Annotated in this window: 18 protein-coding genes; 10 read left to right on the top strand and 8 right to left on the bottom strand. The window is 46.3% G+C overall.

The features are described from left to right. Positions 1 to 104 precede the first annotated feature (104 nt). The 6 genes from AAHF22_RS20625 to AAHF22_RS20650 form a co-directional block, all read right to left on the bottom strand. Complete coding sequence (locus tag AAHF22_RS20625) at positions 105 to 1,274, bottom strand: ABC transporter permease (RefSeq protein WP_347326903.1); 1,170 nt, start codon at positions 1,272 to 1,274, stop codon at positions 105 to 107. Beyond that, entirely contained in the window at positions 1,271 to 1,960 is a 690-nt protein-coding gene (locus AAHF22_RS20630; RefSeq protein WP_347326904.1) for an ABC transporter ATP-binding protein, read from the bottom strand. Before AAHF22_RS20630 ends, AAHF22_RS20625 begins: the two co-directional genes overlap by 4 nt. A gap of 1 nt (position 1,961) precedes the next feature. Beyond that, positions 1,962 to 3,242 carry an efflux RND transporter periplasmic adaptor subunit gene (locus tag AAHF22_RS20635; protein WP_347326905.1) on the bottom strand — a complete coding sequence of 427 codons (1,281 nt, stop codon included), beginning with the start codon at positions 3,240 to 3,242 and terminating at the stop codon, positions 1,962 to 1,964. 11 nt (positions 3,243 to 3,253) lie between these two features. Beyond that, positions 3,254 to 6,040 (bottom strand): hypothetical protein, encoded by a 2,787-nt coding sequence (locus AAHF22_RS20640; protein WP_347326906.1) that lies wholly within the window; start codon positions 6,038 to 6,040, stop codon positions 3,254 to 3,256. Positions 6,041 to 6,444: 404 nt separating this feature from the next. Then, the gene (locus tag AAHF22_RS20645; protein ID WP_347326907.1) at positions 6,445 to 6,933 is read right to left on the bottom strand and encodes a DUF4334 domain-containing protein; all 489 of its coding nucleotides are present in this window, start codon (positions 6,931 to 6,933) and stop codon (positions 6,445 to 6,447) included. 160 nt (positions 6,934 to 7,093) lie between these two features. After that, entirely contained in the window at positions 7,094 to 7,501 is a 408-nt protein-coding gene (locus AAHF22_RS20650; protein ID WP_347326908.1) for a response regulator, read from the bottom strand. Between the two features lie 407 nt (positions 7,502 to 7,908). Between AAHF22_RS20650 and AAHF22_RS20655 the strand changes: the two genes are divergently transcribed. After that, complete coding sequence (locus AAHF22_RS20655; protein WP_347326909.1) at positions 7,909 to 8,442, top strand: GNAT family N-acetyltransferase; 534 nt, start codon at positions 7,909 to 7,911, stop codon at positions 8,440 to 8,442. A 275-nt stretch (positions 8,443 to 8,717) separates the two neighbouring features. Here AAHF22_RS20655 and AAHF22_RS20660 read toward each other — a convergent pair whose 3' ends face one another. After that, positions 8,718 to 9,179, bottom strand: coding sequence for a rhodanese-like domain-containing protein (locus AAHF22_RS20660; RefSeq protein WP_347326910.1), 462 nt, complete (start codon positions 9,177 to 9,179; stop codon positions 8,718 to 8,720). A gap of 795 nt (positions 9,180 to 9,974) precedes the next feature. Here AAHF22_RS20660 and AAHF22_RS20665 point away from each other — a divergent pair. The 3 genes from AAHF22_RS20665 to AAHF22_RS20675 all read left to right on the top strand — a co-directional run bounded on the left by AAHF22_RS20665 (position 9,975) and on the right by AAHF22_RS20675 (position 12,907). Further along, on the top strand, positions 9,975 to 10,877 hold the full coding sequence (locus AAHF22_RS20665) for a LysR family transcriptional regulator (protein ID WP_347326911.1): 903 nt from the start codon (positions 9,975 to 9,977) through the stop codon (positions 10,875 to 10,877). 213 nt (positions 10,878 to 11,090) lie between these two features. After that, a complete protein-coding gene (locus AAHF22_RS20670) occupies positions 11,091 to 12,017 on the top strand; it encodes a manganese-dependent inorganic pyrophosphatase (protein ID WP_347326912.1) in 927 nt (308 codons plus the stop codon). Positions 12,018 to 12,439: 422 nt separating this feature from the next. Further along, positions 12,440 to 12,907, top strand: a complete 468-nt coding sequence (locus AAHF22_RS20675) for an RrF2 family transcriptional regulator (RefSeq protein WP_347326913.1) — start codon at positions 12,440 to 12,442, stop codon at positions 12,905 to 12,907. 85 nt (positions 12,908 to 12,992) lie between these two features. Here AAHF22_RS20675 and AAHF22_RS20680 read toward each other — a convergent pair whose 3' ends face one another. Continuing rightward, positions 12,993 to 13,958 (bottom strand): bile acid:sodium symporter family protein, encoded by a 966-nt coding sequence (locus AAHF22_RS20680; protein WP_347326914.1) that lies wholly within the window; start codon positions 13,956 to 13,958, stop codon positions 12,993 to 12,995. Positions 13,959 to 14,551: 593 nt separating this feature from the next. Between AAHF22_RS20680 and AAHF22_RS20685 the strand changes: the two genes are divergently transcribed. The 6 genes from AAHF22_RS20685 to AAHF22_RS20710 all read left to right on the top strand — a co-directional run bounded on the left by AAHF22_RS20685 (position 14,552) and on the right by AAHF22_RS20710 (position 22,194). After that, the gene (locus tag AAHF22_RS20685; RefSeq protein ID WP_347326915.1) at positions 14,552 to 15,166 is read left to right on the top strand and encodes a DJ-1/PfpI family protein; all 615 of its coding nucleotides are present in this window, start codon (positions 14,552 to 14,554) and stop codon (positions 15,164 to 15,166) included. Positions 15,167 to 15,349: 183 nt separating this feature from the next. Then, positions 15,350 to 15,913, top strand: a complete 564-nt coding sequence (locus AAHF22_RS20690) for a glycerol-3-phosphate responsive antiterminator (RefSeq protein WP_347326916.1) — start codon at positions 15,350 to 15,352, stop codon at positions 15,911 to 15,913. Between the two features lie 355 nt (positions 15,914 to 16,268). Next, positions 16,269 to 17,090, top strand: a complete 822-nt coding sequence (locus AAHF22_RS20695) for an MIP/aquaporin family protein (RefSeq protein ID WP_347326917.1) — start codon at positions 16,269 to 16,271, stop codon at positions 17,088 to 17,090. Between the two features lie 262 nt (positions 17,091 to 17,352). Then, entirely contained in the window at positions 17,353 to 18,846 is a 1,494-nt protein-coding gene (gene glpK / locus AAHF22_RS20700; protein ID WP_347326918.1) for a glycerol kinase GlpK, read from the top strand. A gap of 407 nt (positions 18,847 to 19,253) precedes the next feature. Continuing rightward, positions 19,254 to 20,252 (top strand): iron-hydroxamate ABC transporter substrate-binding protein, encoded by a 999-nt coding sequence (locus AAHF22_RS20705; protein WP_347326919.1) that lies wholly within the window; start codon positions 19,254 to 19,256, stop codon positions 20,250 to 20,252. 256 nt (positions 20,253 to 20,508) lie between these two features. After that, the gene (locus AAHF22_RS20710) at positions 20,509 to 22,194 is read left to right on the top strand and encodes a glycerol-3-phosphate dehydrogenase/oxidase (protein WP_347326920.1); all 1,686 of its coding nucleotides are present in this window, start codon (positions 20,509 to 20,511) and stop codon (positions 22,192 to 22,194) included. Positions 22,195 to 22,332: the final 138 nt, after the last annotated feature.

A 22,332-nucleotide genomic window follows, 5' to 3' on the forward strand; every position in this document is an offset into this window, starting at 1 on the left:
TTTAGGTGAGTTGAAGCGAATACATAGGTTCAGTAAATTATGTTTGTATGGAACGAATCAGAATACATCATGTTCGACTGAACGTTGTCAGGCTCAATCTGTGCTTAATCAGTACGCAGCGCATGAATGGGACGTAATCGTGCCGCCTTGTTCGCCGGAATAATACCGAACAGCACCCCGATGACGAAGGAAAAGGCAAACGAAATTCCTACCATGCTCCACGCATATTGAATTTGAAATGGCGTGAAATGTCCGGCAATCCAGACGAGTCCTAGCCCTGTACCGATGCCAAAGCTACCGCCAAGCGTACTGAGGAAGATCGATTCGATCATAAATTGTAGCAAAATATTGTTTTTCTTCGCACCAATCGCTTTCCGAATCCCGATCTCACGTGTGCGTTCATTGACCGATACGATCATAATGTTCATAATTCCGATCCCGCCCACAATGAGTGAAATGCCGGCAATACCTGCGAGTGAAGCAGAGAGCAGGGCTGTCGTTTTTTCAGCAGATTGGATCATCGCCTGTGCATCGAAAATATCAAAGCCGGATGGATCGCCGATTTTGGCGGTTAACACCTGTTGTACCTGTTCCTTGATTGCTGGAATGTTTTTCGGATCGCTCGCTTTGATCTCGAACGATTGAATACCTTTCGTTTGTAAAAAGCGTTCTGCCGTTGCCAGCGGAATAAGAATTTTATTATCGTTGGAACCCATCAGGCTATCGCCTTTAGCTTTGAGCAGTCCAACGATGGTGAAGGTATCGCCATTGAGCCGAATATCGCGTCCAACCGGGTCCTGCATGCCGAATAGCTTCGTTGCGGTCTCCGAACCGATTAGAGCAACCTTTTGCCGATATTGATTGTCGATATTGAGCAGGAAGCGTCCACGCTGTACATGAAAGTTTTTGACATATTCATACGCAGGCAGTACGCCTTCCACATTGGTATCGGTATTGCGATTACGGTTTTTGGCAGTGACGCTACCGGTAATCGTAGGGGAAACACCACCTACGCCGGGAATGTTGCCCAGATCGTTCACTTCCTCCGGTGTCATCGATGTGACCGCGCCATAGCCGAAAATATTAACAGACAATAGATCGGTACCGAGATCACCAAATTGATCGGTCACCTGATTGTTAAAGCTCAAACCGAGTGAGACGATCAAAATGACCGATGATACACCGATAATAATGCCCAGCATCGTTAGAAACGAACGCACTTTATTGCCAATGATGCTGAGCAGTGCCATCCGTATACTTTGAAAAAAGATCATGTTTCATTCCTCCGGTCCTCGGTCAGCATCCCATTTTGAATGCGAACGACACGCTTCGCTTGATCAGCGATATCCAGATCGTGTGTGATCAAAATGATCGTATGCCCCTGTGCATGCAGCCCTTTGATCATTTGCATCACTTCACGTCCGGTATGCGTATCAAGCGCACCGGTTGGTTCATCGGCAAGCAGTAGCGGCGGGTCACCAGCCAGTGCGCGTGCAATCGCCACACGCTGCTGCTGACCGCCGGAAAGCTGATTTGGACGATGATGCATACGTTCTTCCAGTCCAACCTGCTGTAGCGCTTCGGTCGCTCGCTTTTTGCGTTCACGATGCGACAGACCGCGATAGACGAGCGGCAATTCCACATTTTCAACCGCAGATAGCTTGGGCAACAGATTAAAGCTCTGGAAAATAAAGCCGATCTTCTCATTGCGGATGCGGGCAAGTCGATTGTCAGACAGTTTGCGCACATTGTGCCCATCCAGCCTATAATCACCGCTATTCGACAGATCGAGACACCCGATCATATTCATCAGTGTAGACTTGCCAGAGCCGGAAGGGCCGATAATGGCGACAAACTCGCCTTTGTTCACGGTGAGCGAAATATCTTGTAAAATAGGCATCCGTTGTCCACCCATCATATAGCCGTGCGACATATGTTCAATCTGGATCAATGGCTCCATCTTAACTGGCACCTCCGCTGCTAGAGTTGTTGCTGTCGCTGCCTCCCGTACTCGTATTACTCGTATCGCTGCTGCTTGTGCTACCGCTGGTAGAGGAAGTGCTATCCGTTGTACCCGATGTGCTGGTACTGGAATCGGTTGTCGCTGAGCTATCGCTGGTGAAGCCGCCTACACTCTGGTTCGCTGTGTCTGTGGATGGACTCAGTCCGCTCATATCCGACGAGGGCAGGCTCACCAGCTCGCCTTCCTTCAAACCGTTCACAATTTCCACCTGACTTTGATCATGAATGCCTACCGTAACTGCCTGTTCCGCTGTTGATGGACTGGACGCTGATGTAGCACCGCCAGTTGAACTTAGTTTATTTACAACATAACGATTGCCTTGCTGAATCACGGATTCAATCGGCAACACTAATATATTTTGCTTATGTTGTACGAGAATGCTCGCCTGTGCTGACATACCTGCTTTGATATTGCCCGGATCGTCCAGATGGATCGTGACACCAAAGGTAGAAACGCCATTTTTGGCGGAACCTTCATTGGCGATCGTGGAAACATGACCGGTAAACGTCTGATCAGGCAGCGCGTCCAGTGACAGTGTCGCTTTCATACCCTGACGTACTTTTAAAATTTCCATTTCATCGACCTGAATCGTAGCGCTCAAATCGCGATAGTTCACAATCGTAAAGGCTTCAGCGCCTGCGCTGGTCGCACTGCCGGAGAACACGCTCACTTTCGTAATCGTGCCATCGGAAGGAGCGAGCAGGGAAGCCGGGGGCGCCTGCTCTTTGAGCAGACGTGCGATCTCCGTCTGCGTTGTGGCGATATCGTCCTTTGCTTTTTCAATCGCCTGACGGGTGCTGTCCAGATCGGTCTGAGCGGCATTATCCATCATTTGCTGCTTGTATTGTTCCTGTTTGTCATGCAGATCGGTTTGCTGTTGTTTGAGTGTATTTTGCTGCTGGGTGACATCTTTTGTATTGTCTTTGGGTTTGTAGGTGACGAGCACCTGTCCTTTTTTGACCCGTTCGTTCAACTTGCCATTTACCGCGCGAACCGTACCTTCTTGCTCGGTGTACACGATTGTCTGATTCGTTGCTTTGACAGCGCCAGAGCCTTTGATCAGTACGGTGATTTCGCCCTTTTGTACGGCGATGGAGGGTGTAGCATCGATGACGGTTTCCGGTGCCTGTTTGGGCCATAAAAGGTAGACCGCAGCAGAGGCAGCAGCAAGCGCAGCGACCACTGCCACGGTGATCCAGATTTTCTTTTTGTTATGCATGAGCGCCTCCGTTATTTGCCAGCTTTATTGCCGCTATTTATATTGTTGTTATTTCCGTTGTCTGATCCGGTGCCTGCATTATTGCTAGCATTACCGCCAGAACTACTACCGCTACCTGTTCCTCCGGTCGATGATGTATTACCGCTGCCCTGTGAAGAATTGGTTGGCGGCACGATGATAGCAGAGTAGTCGATAGGGTAGCTCTGTGTACCGAGCAATATGCGCTCGCCCTGGAATTCATCGTACACATTAATCGAAAAGTTACCGCCGGTGCTCGTTTTGTACGTATTGCTTGTCAGTGTGAGCGAGTACGGAATCGACTTGCCGACGGTCAGATCGGTTCCCGGTGCAAAGCTCTTTTCTTGAATGCGTCCATTCTGATCCACCCATTGCAAAATAAGGGTATGTCCATACGTGCCCATCGTGTACGTATTGTCCTTGCTCAGGCTATACGTCATATTGATTGCAATCGTATCTTCACCTTGATTGAGCGTTCCGGTAGCACCATTGATCGCAAAGCGATACGGGAACAGATCCATCTCGCTGCTTGCACTCGTAGCGACCGGTGCAGGTTGTGGACGAAGTGTCAGCTCGGTAGCGTTAATGTAGCCAGTAGGTGCTGCGCCTGCTGTTGCCATTTTGCCGTCTGTAATCGCTTCACCAATCATGAGTGTCAGGTTGGACGTGTTGACCGCAGCAGGCAGCTTGGCAGAGACGTTAACGAGACTTTTACCATCCGGGCCGATTGCCTGTTCAGGCTGTACGATCGTTGCTTCGTAATATTCGTTATCCGGCGTTTTGTAATAGGCGACCAGACGGGAGGAAGCGGAACTGCGTTTCTCTTCGTTTTTCATTTCCAGTTCGGTATACACAATTTTCTGGCTGTTCTCGCCATACGTCAGTGTACGGCGTTCTTTGATCTCTGCTTTTTTACCAGTTGTCTGCGTATGGAAAGAGGCACCACGAGCAATACGGGCAATGGCAGAGTCAGGCTGTCCGATATTTAGTGACAGGAATGGATTGCTGCTGTCCAGTGTGGACGATGATGTCTTACCAGCGCTATCGGATGACGTATCAGCGACTGGAGCAAGTTCCAGTTTAAGCCCATCCATATCGATGCCTGTATCAAAATGAGCCACTGCATAATAGACACGGCTCTCCCCAGCGCCAAGTGAACTGTCATTGTTTTCAGGAATGAGCTGAATCGAACGGCTAATGCGGTTATTTTGTGTTTTCATCCAGCCGCCCAGTGCAGGCAGATCAACGGAAGCAGTACCAGCATTGCGCAGACGAAGCTTCGTTACGACGATATCGTCTGTCGTCCACGGCAACCGTTGTACCGATTCAATCGTAGCGCCGAAACTACCGTAATTGTTATCCAACGTATACTCGGTCTGGATCGACTGGCTTTGCTCCTGCTTGTAAGGAATCATGTAAAAGGCAGTCGGTAAAATAATCGGTGTACCTGTACGCGAGGTGTCGCTTGTCTGTGCAGCCGCTGTGCCATTATCCGTTGTTGTAGCCGCAGGCTCGATCAATTGCAGCTGTAGTTGTTGCTGCTTGAGTTGAAGCGGTACTTCGGCAGATAGCTGGACTAGCTTTTCCTCCAATGGCTTGAGTGTTAGACGGGTAAATGCCTTTGTCGTAATAGGGAAAGTGTAGCCTTCGGATGAACGAATAGCCGCTTCATAAGCGGGCAGTATAATCGTTTTGTTGCCTGTATTTTTCAAACGGAATTGCAATGTCCAGGCTGCTTTGTCACCACTGGTGGATAGGCTGGCGGTACGAAGCTGTGTATCGATCGTCGTACCGTCGATCATTAGCTTGCGTGATTTGGTAACTGGCACCGTCAAGCTGGATGCGCTGACAGCAGGCAATTTGAACGAAGCAACAGGCAGCTCCAGACTGGTAGACGTGGAAGTCGTATCGGTTTTGCTATCAGAAGGACTGGTCGTTCCTGTAAGTTGCAATGTTAGTTTATTGGTCTGAAGTGCATCTGGAATCGCTGTTACATAATTGACGCTGCTCGTCTCGCCGGGCTGAATATCCAGCTTGCGGCTCGTTTGATCCAGTGCAAGCTCATAACTCGCTCCACCTGTGGACTGTAAATAAGCGGTGTAAGGAAGCGAGCTTAACAATCCGCTGCCCAGATGCGTTACATTTATCGTCAGACGAGCATAACGCTTGCCGTTGTAATTGACGATTTGCAATTGCTGTGGCTGTAGTTTAAGTGATGTTCCACCGACCGTAATCTTTTTACTCTGACCGGATGGAATGGCTGCGGAATAGTTGGCAGGAATCGTAAAGGTGCCGAGCTTCTTTTCATACGTAGAGCTATTAAAATCCCAGCCGTACATCGCAATCTTACTGCCAGCGATCGTCTGTTGATTTTGGACGCGTACATAATAGGTGATCGCCTGACTTGTTCCCGGGGCGATGGTGATACGGTCTTTGTGTTCAGGAATAGGAACACCTTTGACAAAACCATTTTGCGAAGTGTAGGCGCGTGAGAAGGAATTGACTAGCTTATACGGGCTGGATGTTTTGTTGATGTAGGTGAGCGTATACGTAAGTACGCCGCTCGTACTGCGTGCGGCAAGCTGTATATCGGTCAATCGGACGCTAACGCCGGCTTGGAGTGAGATTGTAGGTAGAGATGCAAGCGAGCGATTCGTTGCAAGATTGCTTGATGTAGCGGATAGGTTGGTGGAAGCTGCAAACGCTGCGGGTACACCGGATAGGCTGCTGGCTGCAACCATACCGGCAAGCAGCACAAAGTAGGCTGGGTACTTCTTCATTCATTTTCCTCCTGATCATAAACGGTGTCGTATGGATATAGAGGTAGTATAGATCAAGAAGATAAAGTCCCCATAAATAAAAGTGCGTTGATTCTATCCAGAGCTTAAACGAAGTTTAAACTTTTTATAAACTGGTGGAAAAAGTAGGCGAAAGGACAGGGAATTCCCATACACATGCCAAAAAGCGTAGCTGACATACGACCGCCAGCTACGCTACTTTATTCGTATTCGATTCGGTTAGATTAGCTAAAGTTCTGTTGACTATCTGATCTCTAACTTTGATTATAATCATGCTTTTGATTGCACCTATAATACAAGCATATCCAAAGGGTTTCATTCAACAGACTTGATTTAAAATGACTTTATTGCTGTTAACATAAACATCCTTGCTCTATTCAATCCAGTTAACCGAGTTTTTTCAAATAAAAGAAATATGGCTCCATATTCCCTTTCATATCCATATACCCCATCAACACATCCGGACTGACCCGGCGAAAATGATCCATAATCGGCAAATGGTCATACAGCAGTGTAGCGGTAATACGTCCACGATGCTCAACCATACGCAAACGACCTTCTCCACCCTCGCTCGGAATAATTTTCATTTTATCGAAAATACGTCCTGGATCGGCAGCAAAAATATGGCCGTTACGCTTGTAAAAGAGCAGCGGGTCGACTTGATTGGCAGAATGAAATGCTTTGCCGTACCAGTGTAAATTTTCTAGCGCACCTTCCATCGGATGCCCGGTATGCAGTTCAAAACCGCGCCAAACGCCCATCATATCATGAAGTTCCACTGCATCCAGTTCATCATACAGATCAAAGGCTTCCTGTGGAGAGATTCGTTCCTGATACGTCATACTCCAAAATTGGGGTTCCAGTGTTTCCAGCATAGAAGCACCTCCTTATGAAATGGGTATCCACTACTCGAATCACCAACGATTGTAATTAACAGGAAAAAGAACCTGATAATTCATTATAAGGCGAAAAGACCACGTATGAAACGCTACCATTTTAAAAAGCAGGAGACAATCCACTGGTTTCTTCACCAGGCTATCGTGCAAAAAAATGCTGCTTATCCCATTCCTGACGAATGCGAGATAGCAAACTTCGAACGTCTGGCATCATGATCGGCTTCATCATAAAGTCATGCACCTGATGTTTAATCGCCCGGCGTGCATAATGAAATTCATCGAATCCGGTTAATAAAATTATTTTCGCAGGAATACGATGCTGATTTACTTGCTCAGCTAGCTCCAAACCATCCATAATCGGCATACTCACATCGGATAGGATCAGATTCGGTACCGCTGTCTGCATCGCTGTCTGCATCGCCTGTAATGCCTGCTGACCATGCTGGTACGTACCGAGCAATTCAAATCCATACGCTTCCCAATTGATGCGCTGACTCAGTCCATTACGAATCGTATCATCGTCGCCTACAATAATTACCGTATACAATAGACTCACTCCTTCATCGTGCACCCTATAATCGAATACGCTTGCGAAGTTTAGCAAGAGCGCAGTATAGCTGCAACGAACGACTACCCCGTGTTTCATGTATGTTGTATGTTATGAAATGTGTATTATTCAACTTTAATGTTACTTTATATGCTGTATAAGATACTTAATAATAACATAATATCGAATGTTACAGCTCAATATTAGCTTATTCATTACATTAGATTGGAATTTGTATAAAATGAGTCAATTAAACTATCATAGGCGTGCATAAATATGATCTAATGTGAAACAATAAGTAAAAGCGGTAAAATAAATAGACGAATAGAGCATCATCGGAATGAAATGCAACCAAAATATAGCAAACCCATCTTCAAAGAAAATGTAAAACAAAGGAGTCGTCGTCATTGCAAATTCATACAGAAAGACTTACTATTCGCGACATGGTAGATCAAGATTGGGTATCAATTCATCGCTATACGTCAATGCCAGAAGTAACGGTACATACCGCATGGGGACCAAATACAGAGCAGGATACACAGCGTTATGTGCAGGACGTATTACGTATGCAGCAAGCAAGTCCGCGCACAGGCTATGAATTTGTGCTTTGCCTGAAAGAAGAAGGCATACTGATTGGCGGAGCCGGTCTGCATATTACGGAACAAACGAATGCAGAGCTGGGATATGTACTGCATCCTGCGTATCAGGGCAAAGGCTATATCACAGAAGCCTGTAGCGCGCTAATAGAGCTAGGCTTTCATAAGCTGGATGTGCATCGCATCTTTGCCAAATGTCGACCGGATAATGTAGCATCGGAGAAAGTAATGCAGCGCCTCTGTATGAAGCTTGAAGGCCGAATGAGAGAGCACTGGTTGTACAAAGGGACGTACCATGATTCGCTATTGTATTCGATCTTGAAGCATGAGTTTGAAGGAGCGTAGCCATCAAATGCAAACAAGCTGCCATATTGGAATACAGCAGCTTGTTGCTGGTGAAGCGAGTATGTTACTTATACGTGGACATAGGCTGGTTTTCTGCTCGCTATGTGGATTGCTTGGTCGTAACTGTAATTCGTCATTGTAGTTCGTCATTGAGGTGTCTATTTGTTATACGTTCTTTTTCAAGCCGTAACCTGATGATCTATTCAAGCTCCTGTACAGTTTTGTAGCGCATGGCTGACTGAACTCCATCACATGTAATATTGAACATCATACGATCAGCGAGTACGATCCGGCATGCGCCAGTGAAGGGGAGCCTGTTCTTTTAACGTTCCTTCCAGCGAGCCGCCTTCCAGACGCCAGTACTCCATTCCACCGAGTAACTCTTTCACGCGGAAACCGAGACTGGCGAGCGTAGCGGCTGCCTTCGTCGCTCCATTACATGCAGGTCCCCAGCAATACGTCACAATCGTCTGTTCACGATCCCAGTCAGCGGTTGTCTGTGCATTGATCTGCCTGCCGGCGAGATGGATGGCGCCTGGAATGTGACACTGTTCATATGCAGTTGCATCTCGCACATCCAGTAGTCGAAAAGCGACTGGACCTTTATGCAGATCGGACATCACATCCGCTACATCTGTCTCATAAGCAGCCCGTAGCGCAAAATAAGCTGCTGCTTGCTCTGGCGGTGCGGCTGGTGGTTGAAGCACAGCAGAATAACGAGGTGTAGCTTGAGTCATCGAAATCACAGCTCCTTTGGTCAGTAAAATGATAATGAATATAACGATGATTGAACTAACACGTGTAAGCAAGCTCTTATGGATGTAAGCTGTATTTCACTGTGAGAAGAAAATAAGGAAAAAGAATGACTTCTAGTGTTAGCGATCTTCTAACACGGGGTGCAATAAAAAAGGATTTTTGCGAAGCAAAATATCGTACTGCTCTAGTGTTAGTGATCTTCTAACACGAGGTACAATAAAAAAGGATTTTTGCAAAGCAAAATATCGTACTGCTCTAGTGTTAGCGATCTTCTAACACGGGGTGCAATAAAAAAGGATTTTTGCAAAGCAAAATATCGTACTGCTCTAGTGTTAGTGATCTTCTAACACGAGGTGCAATAAAAAAGGATTTTTGCAAAGCAAAATATCGTACTGCTCTAGTGTTAGCGATTTTCTAACACGGGGTACAATGAGAAGTGATTTTTGCGAAGCAAAATATCGTACTGCTCTAGTGTTAGCGATCTTCTAACACGAGGTACAATGATTTACACCTCCATAGATTCCTGTGCGAGACCGAAGTCTATTCCCTTATTCCTGCTCGAAGAGGTGTCTGCCCCAGCAAAAACAGTTTGCATACACGTCCTAATGCTCATTGTACGTGATGGGCATGTATCCGCTACGGTGAAAACTCTGATAGTAGCTATCGATCTCATCGATAGTTCACTGCTTCTGTATAGTCTACCCATTTCAATTTCTCTTCGTTACAAGCATATGCTACGTACAGCTATAGATCATAAATAGCAGGAGGTGGTATCGATGGAACTGCTCTATTTGCGGACATTTTGTGAGCTGGTCAAATGGGGAACCTACACACGTACAGCATTGGAGCTGGATTATGCGCAGTCCAGCATCTCGAATCATATTCAGCGTCTGGAGCAGCTGTATGGGGGACAGCGGCTGCTCGTTCGCAGTGGTAATCGCGTAGTCCCTACTGCTGCGGGCAATCGGCTGCTACCGTATGCCAGACAAATGCTGGAGCTACAGCAGACCGCACATCAAGCGCTACAGGCACCATGTCAGCAAGGGGACATGCTCATCATTGGAACGATCGAATCGTTATCTCTCCATATACTGCCCGAGTTGTTGGAGTTATTTCGTGCGGAACATCCTCAATGTAAAGTACGTATTGTGCTTGCATCCGAACCCGAGCTACTCGTTCAGCTGCAACAGGGAAAGATTGATGTGGCGTTTATACTGGACGTGCCTGTGCAGGAAGAAGCAATCACGACGACGATTTTATTTGCAGTGGAAATGATGGTTTTGCTGCCAGCCGATCATGCGTTAAGCGAGCAGACAGGTGTGACCGCTGCTGATTTAGAAGGGCAACCGCTTATTTTGACAGAGCAAGGCTGTACGTATCGTGCATATTTGCTACGCACGATGCAGAAGGCGGCAATCGCCGCGGATATTCGTTGGGAGATGGCAGGCATGGAAGCGATCCGTCAGGCAGTAGAGAAGCGTTGGGGGATCGGTTTTCTGCCATTATATGCAGTGCAGGGCATGCGAATCCAGCAGGACAGCTCGGAGGGTATACGTGTATTACCGTGGGCACAACCGGATATGAATCTGTATACACAGCTACTTTATCCAACGCAACCTGGTAAAAGTGTAGAAGCTTTGGTTCGTTTAAGCCGATTGAAATTCGCATCTGGATCGTGAGCGTATTAGCTATATGCCATATCTAACAAGCAAAGCTGAATTTACGAGCATATGCTGAATAAGCGGAATGAGTAGAATTAAATTTGTTAATTCCTATAAAAATACTAAGAATAAACTTCATTTTAATTTGGAATCAAGGTATACTATTGAAGAAAACGGGCAAAGTAAGATATACTTTTCCCGCAAACCCTATCCCATTAAAGGAGTGTCATTATGCCACAGGTACTGGTTTTTGGTCATAAAAATCCCGATACAGATACGATCACATCCGCCATCGCTTATGCAGCTTTGAAAAAAGAGCTGGGCGTGGATGCTGAAGCTGTTCGTCTCGGTGAAGTGAACGGTGAAACACAATATGCTCTCGATTATTTCAAAGTAGCTGCACCACGTCTGGTTGATAAAGTGAGCGAAGTGAAGGAAGTTATTCTCGTCGACCACAATGAACGCCAGCAAAGTGCTGACGATATCGATCAAGTGACCGTAACGGAAGTGATTGACCATCACCGGATCGCCAACTTTGAAACGAGTGCTCCACTGTACTATCGTGCGGAGCCAGTTGGCTGCACAGCAACGATTCTGAACAAGCTATACAAAGAAAACGGCGTAACGATCACGAAGGAAATCGCTGGACTGATGCTGTCTGCGATCATTTCCGATTCCCTGCTGTTCAAGTCCCCAACATGCACCGATCAAGATGTAGCAGCTGCGCGTGAACTGGCTGAAATCGCCGGTGTGGATGCGGAGAAATACGGTCTGGACATGCTGAAAGCTGGCGCTGACCTGAGTGGCAAAACACCGGCACAACTGATCTCTCTGGATGCAAAAGAATTCCAGATGGGTGACGCTAAAGTTGAAATCGCACAGGTAAACACCGTCGAAATCAACGATGTGCTGTCCCTGCAAGCCGAGCTGGAGCAAACGATTCAAGGCGTGATCGAGCAAAAAGGTCTGGATCTGTTCCTGCTGGTCGTGACGGATATTCTGAACAATGACTCGGTAGGTCTGGCACTGGGTAAACGTCAGGATGTAGTTGAAACAGCATACAATGTATCGCTGAACAACAATACTGCACTGCTAAAAGGTGTTGTTTCCCGTAAATCGCAGGTCGTTCCTGTACTAACAGAAACATTTACCAAGTAAATCATACTTAGATCATCGCTGAGGTACGGTTAATTATTTTTGACCCTACATTTTAGCAGCAAAAGGCTGTCCAGAGCTGAAGCAAATGCTTCATCATATGGCAGCCTTTTTGCTGCGATTACATATCGAGCAGGTGCTTTTGATTTTATACATGATTAAGAGCGTATTAAAGTATGAAGGCGTTTGCACAATGCTAGACTTAGACTGACGTATTTGTATCATTTTTTAACACAGAAAAATGAATTGAAAAGTGCAAAACTGTGCGTTTTTCAGACTATATTTATTCCTCCAAAATGAAGCAAATCAGCCTAAAATTGTGCGTAAACCTATTATTTGCCGAATTGGGGAATGTGCAAATTAGTGTTGCATTAACTTAATCGCTGAGCTAAAATTTGAAGTAAGGAAAGTAAAGGGGGAAAAGTATGAGTGCATTGAGAGCTAGATCAATTGGTCCAGCAAGATTTAATACGGCTGTGCATGCCCTGGCAGGTTTAGCACATAATGGGGGAACGGTATCAAGCTCAATCATCGCTGCACAGGTGCAATCGCATGCGACATTTTTACGTCGTATTTTGGCGACGCTGGCTAGCCATGGGATTGTCGATACCCGCGAAGGAAGAGATGGGGGATATTCGCTACGTATACCAGCGGATACATTAACACTAGCGGATATTTACCAGGCAATTCGCGCGGAAGAACATTCGGGGCGGGAGACGGAAACGGTCAAAACAAGCTGTGCACCGCTTAGCGAAGCGCTTAGCAATTTGATGCACGATGCGGAAGGAGAGGCTATTGAATATTTGAGAAGGTATACATTAGCTGATCTGCTGTACGATGCCAGTAATCGCAAAAAGCAAGAAGCGAATCAGCAAGTTCAAATGGTAGAGTAGTATGCGCTAGATTCGACAAGCAGCATCAAAGCTCTGATATCCGTTTATGCATGTATACGATATCAGAGCTTTGATTGCTGCGTAGCTATAGGAGGGTGTGGTTACTTTGCTGCTGAGTTTGGCGTTTTTGTTCGCGCCGTGCAAACCAGGTAGCAAGTAAGGAACCAGAAATATTATGCCACACGCTAAAGATCGCGCTCGGTACAGCGGCAAGCGGATTGAAATGTGCAGCAGCGAGACTGGCACCTAGACCAGAATTTTGCATGCCTGTCTCAAATACGATCGCTTTACGTTTGGCTGGACTCATACCGACCAGACGTGCAAACCCATAACCGAGCGCATAGCCCAGTCCATTGTGCAAAATAACGACTGCAAAAATGAGCAGGCCTGATTCCACAATATGCGTTTTATTGAGCGCGACTACAATGGCTACGATCAGTACAATCGCCAATGTAGACACAAAGGGCAATGTGACCGTTGCTGCTTCCGCCTGCTTACGGAACAGTGCCTTCACGATGACACCCAGTACGATCGGAATAATCACCACTTTTAAAATGTCCAGAATCAAGCTGCTGGCACTCACATTCATCCATTGACCGGCAAGCAGTGAGATCATAGCAGGTGTAGCTAGAGGAGCGATTAACGTCGACACCGAGGCGATGGATACACCAAGTGCAACATCTCCCTTAGCGAGAAATGTCATCACATTCGATGCGGTACCGCTTGGACAGCAACCGACCAGAATAACGCCTACCGCAATATCCGGCGGAAGATGAAGCGAGACCGCCAGTCCGTAAGCGAGCAACGGCATAATTATATAATGACCGACCACACCGAGTGTAACATCAAGCGGACGGCGGAACACTTCACGGAAGTCTGCGGAGGATAATGTTAGGCCCATGCCAAACATAACGATACCGAGCAGCAGTGAGATTTGTCCTTTTAGCCCTGTAAACCATTCAGGCAACAGGAAGCCTAACAGTGCAAACACAATAACCCAGACAGAGAAGGTATCTCCGACAAATTTACTTGCTTTAGCGATTGAATTCATGATGAGCGTGCCCCTTCGTCTATCTTTTTGTTGTGATCTCCAGTTGTACTGGCAGATTTAAATGGTAACTTCTGCTGTATTACTGCGCAGTGCCAAATAACAGTAAGAAACATTTTACACTAAAAAATCAGACATAACTATCGTTTCAAATCCAGAAAATGGGCAGCGTATTCTACTATTTTTTGTCTGTTATGCACAAAATATATTCGTTGGGCAACTATTTGAATGAACTGTACATAAATATTGAATCGATAAGGTTACAATGAGGAGCAATCCATCCGTTGTAACCTTATTTTTTGATGTTAAAAAGATAGTTATGTTTTTCAATTTAAATGTATAGCGTACCGCGACTATATCGCGACTATATTATGAAGATAAAGCTATAACGGAAAAGGATAAACATTACTGCAAACCATTGAAAATTTCAGAAGCGGTTTGCAGCATAAGACGGTATAGTAATAGGAAACCTAATTATTCACCATGACCTACATAAGCATAATTCGCCTATTGATTTGCCTATTGAAATGATAAATGAATACGATCTCAAAGATAGTCTTCGCGAGGAGATCCATATGAATGAAGGAGGAAACAGGATGGAACTGCCAGTATGCAAACCGTATCAAGTCGCAATCTTTTTATTTAATGAAGTAGAGGTGCTGGATTTTGCCGGGCCATTTGAAGTGTTTTCGATTGCGGAAGCAGAACCGGGTATGAAAGGTTTTCAGGTACATACCGTATCCGCAGATGGCGGAATGATTCGTGCTCGCAACGGCTTGCAGGTACAGCCACAATACAGTTTTGCTCAATTGCCACGTCCGGATCTGCTGATCATTCCGGGTGGCTATGGAGCGGAAGCGATCGAAATTCATAAGCCGGAAATATTGGACTGGATTCGCAGCTATGCGGAAACCGGTGTACAGATTGCATCGGTATGTACAGGTGCATTACTACTCGCAGAGGCAGGCTTACTGGATGGACTTCATGCAACGACACACTGGATGGATCTCAAGCGGCTGGAAGAAGAATATCCATATGTAGAAGTGCAAAGAGGTGTGAAATTCGTCGATCAGGGCTGGATCGTGACCTCAGGCGGTATTTCCGCAGGGATTCATATGTCGCTACATATGGTGGGACGTTATCATGGAATCGAGGCAGCAAAGCTGACCGCCAAGCGGATGGAATATGATTGGGAGCCGGATGTGGAATAAACGTTATAATGAATACTGTGTGGAACAGTATGGATTCAAAGGGACGAGTGTTGGATCACACCGGATGTACTGAAGAAATAGATTTGAATTTTATATTTCGAATGTGTATGTGAATTGTATGTTTTGAAATGTATGTCATTAAGAAGTTTGTTTGAATTTTGTTTAATGAAGGGAAAGGAGGATATGCCTATGTTCGAAGGACAGGCTATTCTGCCTGCGATCAAGACGATGAAGCAGTTTGATCAGCTTATGGATAGCTCGTATCGTTACGGTGTGTTTCTGGATACGCATGTCGCCCAGCTGAAAAGTATTTATCGGATGGCACAGGGGCAAGGAAAGCAGATGTTTTTGCACGCTGATCTGGTGCACGGATTGAAAAACGATGAGTATGCAACTGAATATTTATGTCAGGAGATCAAACCGCATGGCATTATCTCGACGCGTGGTAATGTGATTTTGAAAGCAAAACAAAAGGGCGTGATCGCCATTCAACGCGTGTTTATGCTGGATACGATTGCGCTTGAGAAAAGCTATGCACTGCTTGAAAAGACACAGCCGGACTATATCGAGGTATTGCCCGGCGTTGTACCGCATATGATTCATGAGATCGTACAGCGTGCCGGCGTACCTGTATTTGCAGGCGGACTGATTCGTACTGTAGAGGAAGTGGAGCAAGCATTAAAGGCAGGAGCGACCGCGGTCACTACGTCCAATCCGCATCTGTTTGCTCATTATAAAAAGACTTAAACGGTGCTCGAATTACACACTCGATTGCACGCATATAAGCGTCGCGATCAGAATAAGAATAAATAGTATAACGCTTTCAAAAGCGATTTGCATGATGGATACATGAAAAAAATCATGTTGACACCGCTTACATGTTACGATATGATGAACACAAGTTAATACATGTGACGGAGAACCGGAGAGCCACGCAAAGCCTACTGAATGTCAGTGGGAAATTTGCGATGGCTCTTTTGCGTCTTTGTAGCTGTATCAACCAGTTCATGGTTTGTATGCAGTACACGTTCGTTACATCTTGTATAGTCACCAGTAACAGGTTGAATCATCTATTTTCCAAAATTGAAATGGAGGTCATACGATGTCACCGTTTTTGGCTGAACTTGTAGGGACGATGATTTTGATTGCATTGGGCGGCGGTGTTTGTGCAGGCGTTTCGCTACGGAAGACATTTTCAGAAAGCTCAGGCTGGATGGTCATTGGCGCGGGCTGGGGTCTTGCGGTAGCGATGGCGGTGTATGCAGTCGGCAGTGTTAGCGGCGCACACCTGAATCCGGCGGTGACACTGGCGCTAGCATTTAATGGCGACTTTCCGTGGAGCCAGGTACCTTCGTACATTCTGGCACAAATTATTGGTGCTATGGCAGGTGCACTGCTTGTATATCTGCAATACTTACCACACTGGGGCGTTACACCGGACCCTGCGACCAAGCTAGGCGTATTCTCAACCTCGCCGGCGATTCAGCATCCGGTCGGTAATATGCTGAGTGAGATTATTGGTACATTTATTTTCGTCATGGTATTGTTGTCGATGGGAGCGAATCAGTTCACACAGGGTCTACATCCATTGATCGTCGGTCTGCTGGTGGTGAGTATCGGTTTGTCGCTCGGTGGTACAACCGGTTATGCGATCAACCCGGCACGTGACTTCGGTCCACGACTGATGCACTTCCTGTTACCGATTCCCGGTAAAGGCCCATCCAACTGGAAGTACGCATGGGTGCCTATTATGGGACCATTGCTTGGTGGCTCGCTGGGCGGACTATTTTATAAAAATGTATTCCTCGGACAGAGCACACCGATGCTGTGGGTCATTATCGGCGTCACGATCGTTTTCCTGCTGCTAGCGTATTTGAATGGTCGCAAAATTCAGCGTACCAATTCCAAGCAAGCCGCAGCCTGAGCAGATTTGTCTGTACTAGTATAACTTATGGCAGCGGATGTAAAGTTGAAATGAATTTCGGTCAAGGTACTCGGCACGATATAACAATGATTCGATAGGCAGAATAAGCAGACTTCATCGTCTACTATAAACCCGTATCATCCTAATCGCGGTATTGCAAATGGAAACGTCCGGTTCGCCGACAACCCATTGCCTTTTATACACCGATCAACCAGATCGATCATCAAGCAGAACAGTAACCCATTCGAGGAGGAACTATGTTATGGAACAATATATTATGGCACTTGATCAAGGTACAACAAGCTCCCGTGCGATTCTGTTTAACAAAAAAGGCGAGATCGTCTATATGGCACAGCGTGAATTCCCGCAATATTTTCCAAAGCCGGGTCATGTCGAGCAAAATGCAGACGAGATTTGGAGTTCCATTCTGGCCGTTATCGCTTCCTGTCTGTCTGAATCTCATATCAAGCCTGCACAAATTGCCGGGATTGGGATTACGAACCAGCGTGAAACGACCGTAATCTGGGATCGTAAAACAGGCGATCCAGTCTATAATGTACTCGTATGGCAATCCCGTCAAAGTGCAGAAATCTGTGATGAACTGAAAGCACAGGGATTAGAAGCGACATTCCGTGAAAAAACAGGTCTGCTGATCGATCCTTATTTCTCCGGTACAAAAGTAAAATGGATTCTGGACAATGTCGAAGGTGTGCGTGAGCGTGCAGAGCGCGGTGAGCTGATGTTCGGTACGATCGATACTTGGCTGATCTGGAAGCTGTCCGGCGGTAAAGCGCATGTGACCGACTATTCTAACGCTTCTCGTACATTGATGTACAATATTTTCGATCTGAAATGGGATGAAGAGCTGTTGGACATTCTCGGTGTACCGGCTTCCCTATTACCTGAAGTACGTCCATCGTCCGAAGTATACGCGCATACGGTTGATTATCACTTCTTCGGTCAAAATGTACCGATCGCTGGTGCAGCAGGTGACCAGCAGGCTGCTCTGTTCGGACAGGCTTGTTATGAAAAAGGTTCGGTCAAAAACACCTATGGTACAGGCTGCTTCATGCTGATGAATACAGGCGAAGAACCTATTCGTTCGGAGCACGGTCTGATCACGACGATCGCCTGCGGTGTTGGCGAGAAAATTAACTATGCACTGGAAGGTAGTATCTTCGTAGCGGGTTCGGCGATTCAATGGTTGCGTGATGGTCTGCGTATGTTCCGTGATGCAGCAGAAAGTGAAAACTATGCAACTCGTGTGGAATCTACAGACGGCGTGTATATCGTCCCTGCGTTTGTCGGTCTCGGCAGCCCGTATTGGGATAGCGATGTGCGTGGTGCCGCATTCGGTCTGACACGCGGTACAAGCAAAGAGCACTTTATCCGTGCAACGTTGGAGTCACTTGCTTATCAGACGAAAGATGTACTGACGGCAATGGAAAGCGATAGCGGTGTGACCGTTGGTGCGCTCAAAGTTGACGGTGGTGCCGTGAAAAATAGCTTCCTGATGCAGTTCCAGAGCGATATTCTTGGCGTTCCGGTAGAACGTCCAGCGGTTAACGAAACGACTGCCCTCGGTGCGGCATATCTGGCTGGTCTCGCTGTCGGTTACTGGAACAGTCTGGATGAGATCGCTTCGACACATAGCGATCAGGTGGATACATTTGATCCATCGATGTCGGAAGAGAAACGCGAAGAACTGTATGGAGGCTGGCAAAAAGCCGTTCATGCGACGATGGCGTTCAAATAAAATAACAGCTTCACTCGGTATGAATATCGCATGAGCATATGATGCCGTGCGACAATCGTTCAACATTGCTGAGATCGTAAATAACAATTGAAGCACTAGATAGTAAATGAATACTCAAGCCTGCATTCCTATGGGAGCGCAGGCTTTTTTATTTATACGTGATCGAATACATCATGTATAGATTTGTTGTGATGACTCAAGATGAGATTGTTAATTCTTTGCTTATCGTTAATTCTTTGCTTTTAGACAAATGCTTCTATCTGCATAGTATAGACATAAGCCCTGTAGCTATGCGATTTTCCTAAAATTATATAGTGAAATATAGAGCGTAATATGCTACGATAATCCCTATTGAAAATGATAATCTTTATCAATAAATTAATAATGGAAAAGGCGGTTTTTACGATATGCATACTTTGCGCAATTACAGCATGATTCTAATGACGATTTTGCTCGTATCGGTACTGGCAGCTTGTGGAGGAGCACAGACAGCATCGCAATCTGGCAGTGCTTCAACCACACCAGCAAATAGCAATGAAGCAGCAACGTCAACAGAAGCACAACCAGCGACGATCAAATATACAGCAGCAAATGGTGAAGTTGAGGTACCGAATCACCCTAAACGCATCGTTGTGCTGGCTGACAGCTATTATGGCTATTTTGTGGCACTGGGCTTGAAGCCGATTGCTACCGTGGATCATGTATTCTCCAGCAGTATGCTAAAAGATACAACGGAAAGTGTAACGAATCTGGGCGAAACGCCAAAAGTTGAGGAAGTGCTTGCACTGAATCCAGACTTGATCGTCGTCTGGGATGGCGATGCAAATCTTGCCAATTATGAAAAGGTCGCTCCAACGGTCGCGATCAAGTACGGTCAATATAACTACAAAGAGCAACTGCAAGAGTTTGGCAAAATGACAGGTACGGAGGACAAAGCGAAAGAGCTTGCCGCAGCCTGGGAAAGCAAAATCGCCCAAGCGAAGCCCAAAGTACAGGCCGCTGTAGGCGACAAAACGATTTCGATCATTCAGCCGTATGCTAAAGGTGTATACATTATGGGTGACAGCTACGGACGTGGCGGCGAGATCATTTATCAAGAGCTAGGTTTGAAAGGTACACCGACAACGCAGAAGGAAGCGATTGATCATGGTCCCGGCTATGTTGATATCTCGTTAGAAAATGTGCCTGATTTTGCCGGCGATTATATTTTCACTGCTCCCTGGGGTGGCGATAGCGATAAAAGCGGTCTGGCACTGTACAATAGCAGTCTGTGGAAAAACCTGCCTGCTGTGAAAGCAGGTCATGTGTTCAATATCGATCCGATCGCGTACTACTTTAATGATCCGATTTCGATGGACGCGCAGCTTGCTTTTATCGTGAAAAGTTTGACCGGTGCTGCTTCATAACAGAGTCGATTCAAAATGTTTATAAAATTTGAACGATTTCTTTGCTACCCTTACATGAATATGCTATAATAACGTTAACAAGTTAATAAATTCGTCATGAGACTTTGAGAGACCACGCATACACACGGCATTTGCCGATTCAGTGTACTGTTCGTGGTCTCTTTTTTACGGTTTTATCTGGAAAAATATTCAAATGAAACTGTGTCATGCACAGCTGCACAGTTCCCCATCTTGCATCATATAGGAGGCAACACAAATGACGATCTTTTCAGCACATACAAGAGCAGAGCAATTGCAAAAGATGAGCAGTGAGACGCTGGACGTACTGGTCATTGGCGGTGGTATTACAGGTTCGGGTATCGCACTGGATGCTGTTACACGCGGGATGAAGGTCGGTCTGATCGAGATGCAGGATTTTGCGGCAGGTACATCGAGCCGTTCGACCAAGCTCGTACATGGTGGTTTACGTTATTTGAAGCAATTTGAAGTGAAGATGGTGGCAGAGGTCGGTAAAGAGCGCGCCATCGTATACGAAAATGGTCCACATGTAACAACACCTGAATGGATGCTACTCCCGTTCCACCAGGGCGGCACATTCGGTAGCTTTAGCACATCGATCGGTCTGCGTGTGTATGATTTCCTAGCAGGCGTAAAAAGCAGCGAGCGTCGCAAAATGCTGAGCGCTCAGGACACACTGGATAAAGAACCGCTGATCAAGCAGGATGGCTTAAAAGGCGGCGGTTACTACGTCGAATATCGTACTGATGATGCGCGTCTAACGATTGAAGTGATCAAGGAAGCGGTAGAGCGTGGTGCGCTGGCGGTGAACTATGCTAAAGCGGTAGATTTTGTTTATGAAAACGGCAAGCTCAAAGGTGTAAAAGTGAAAGACACCGTTAGCGGCAAAGAATATAAACTAATGGCGCATAAAGTCATTAATGCAGCTGGCCCGTGGGTCGATACACTGCGTAAAATCGATAATTCGAAAAAAGGCAAAACACTGCAAATGACCAAAGGGATTCACCTTGTTATCGATCATGCTCGTTTCCCACTGGAACAAGCGGTTTATTTTGACACACCGGATGGACGGATGGTGTTCGCCATTCCGCGTGATGGCAAAACGTATGTCGGTACAACTGATACGGTCTACAAAGCAGATCCGATTCATCCACGGATGACAACGGAAGATCGTCAATATGTGATCGATGCGATCAACTATATGTTCCCAACGGTCAAAGTGACTGTAGATGATGTCGAATCAAGCTGGGCAGGGGTACGTCCGCTCATTCATGAAGATGGAAAATCACCATCGGAAATTTCCCGTAAGGATGAAATCTGGCAATCTGATAGCGGCCTGATCACGATTGCAGGTGGCAAGCTGACCGGTTATCGCAAAATGGCGGAGATGGTAGTCGATCTGGCAAGTTCATTGCTGAGCAAAGAAACAGGCAAAACATTCAAACCTTCACAAACGAAGCATATGGCAATTTCGGGTGGTCATGTGGGCGGTTCGAAAGGTCTGCCTGCATTTATTCGTCAGCATGCCGATGCAGCGACCAATGTGGGACTGACACGCGAGCAAGGCGAATACCTGGCAAGCTTCTACGGCTCCAATGTGAGCAAGCTATTCGCACTCGTAAATCAGAAAGATGAATTTGCTACCGAGCTGAATCTGCCTGTCGATGTGCGTGTACGCATCGCTTATGCGATCTCCGAAGAAATGACGGTGAAGCCGGTCGACTTCTTCATTCGTCGCACAGGCGCATTGTTCTTTAATATCGCATGGGTGGAGCAATGGAAACAGCCGGTGATCGAGTATATGGCGAAACGCTTAAACTGGACACCAGAGCAAAAACGCAACTATACCGATGAGCTTGAAGCGCAATTGCATGACGCGGTTGTTCCTTCCGACGCAGCGACAAGTAGCGAATTTGCCGTGTAAGTAATACGGATGTATTCGAATATGAAGTGTAAGTACAAGCAGATGTAATCGATGTACATGTCATCTATGTAGTACATGGTATTTATAACAAATGAATAAGCACAAGTCCTTTATGCTGCTGAAATGAGTTGAAGTGCA

Source organism: Paenibacillus wenxiniae, from assembly GCF_039822605.1.
Lineage (GTDB): Bacteria > Bacillota > Bacilli > Paenibacillales > Paenibacillaceae > Saccharibacillus > Saccharibacillus wenxiniae.

Bases quoted from the DNA above. Each gene is read 5' to 3' on its own strand.
- AAHF22_RS20625 (WP_347326903.1), bottom strand. From the start codon at position 1,274: ATGATCTTTTTTCAAAGTATACGGATGGCACTGCTCAGCATCATTGGC.
- AAHF22_RS20630 (WP_347326904.1), bottom strand. From the start codon at position 1,960: ATGGAGCCATTGATCCAGATTGAACATATGTCGCACGGCTATATGATG.
- AAHF22_RS20635 (WP_347326905.1), bottom strand. From the start codon at position 3,242: ATGCATAACAAAAAGAAAATCTGGATCACCGTGGCAGTGGTCGCTGCG.
- AAHF22_RS20640 (WP_347326906.1), bottom strand. From the start codon at position 6,040: ATGAAGAAGTACCCAGCCTACTTTGTGCTGCTTGCCGGTATGGTTGCA.
- AAHF22_RS20645 (WP_347326907.1), bottom strand. From the start codon at position 6,933: ATGCTGGAAACACTGGAACCCCAATTTTGGAGTATGACGTATCAGGAA.
- AAHF22_RS20660 (WP_347326910.1), bottom strand. From the start codon at position 9,179: ATGACTCAAGCTACACCTCGTTATTCTGCTGTGCTTCAACCACCAGCC.
- AAHF22_RS20665 (WP_347326911.1), top strand. From the start codon at position 9,975: ATGGAACTGCTCTATTTGCGGACATTTTGTGAGCTGGTCAAATGGGGA.
- AAHF22_RS20670 (WP_347326912.1), top strand. From the start codon at position 11,091: ATGCCACAGGTACTGGTTTTTGGTCATAAAAATCCCGATACAGATACG.
- AAHF22_RS20675 (WP_347326913.1), top strand. From the start codon at position 12,440: ATGAGTGCATTGAGAGCTAGATCAATTGGTCCAGCAAGATTTAATACG.
- AAHF22_RS20680 (WP_347326914.1), bottom strand. From the start codon at position 13,958: ATGAATTCAATCGCTAAAGCAAGTAAATTTGTCGGAGATACCTTCTCT.
- AAHF22_RS20685 (WP_347326915.1), top strand. From the start codon at position 14,552: ATGGAACTGCCAGTATGCAAACCGTATCAAGTCGCAATCTTTTTATTT.
- AAHF22_RS20690 (WP_347326916.1), top strand. From the start codon at position 15,350: ATGCCTATGTTCGAAGGACAGGCTATTCTGCCTGCGATCAAGACGATG.
- AAHF22_RS20695 (WP_347326917.1), top strand. From the start codon at position 16,269: ATGTCACCGTTTTTGGCTGAACTTGTAGGGACGATGATTTTGATTGCA.
- glpK (WP_347326918.1), top strand. From the start codon at position 17,353: ATGGAACAATATATTATGGCACTTGATCAAGGTACAACAAGCTCCCGT.
- AAHF22_RS20705 (WP_347326919.1), top strand. From the start codon at position 19,254: ATGCATACTTTGCGCAATTACAGCATGATTCTAATGACGATTTTGCTC.
- AAHF22_RS20710 (WP_347326920.1), top strand. From the start codon at position 20,509: ATGACGATCTTTTCAGCACATACAAGAGCAGAGCAATTGCAAAAGATG.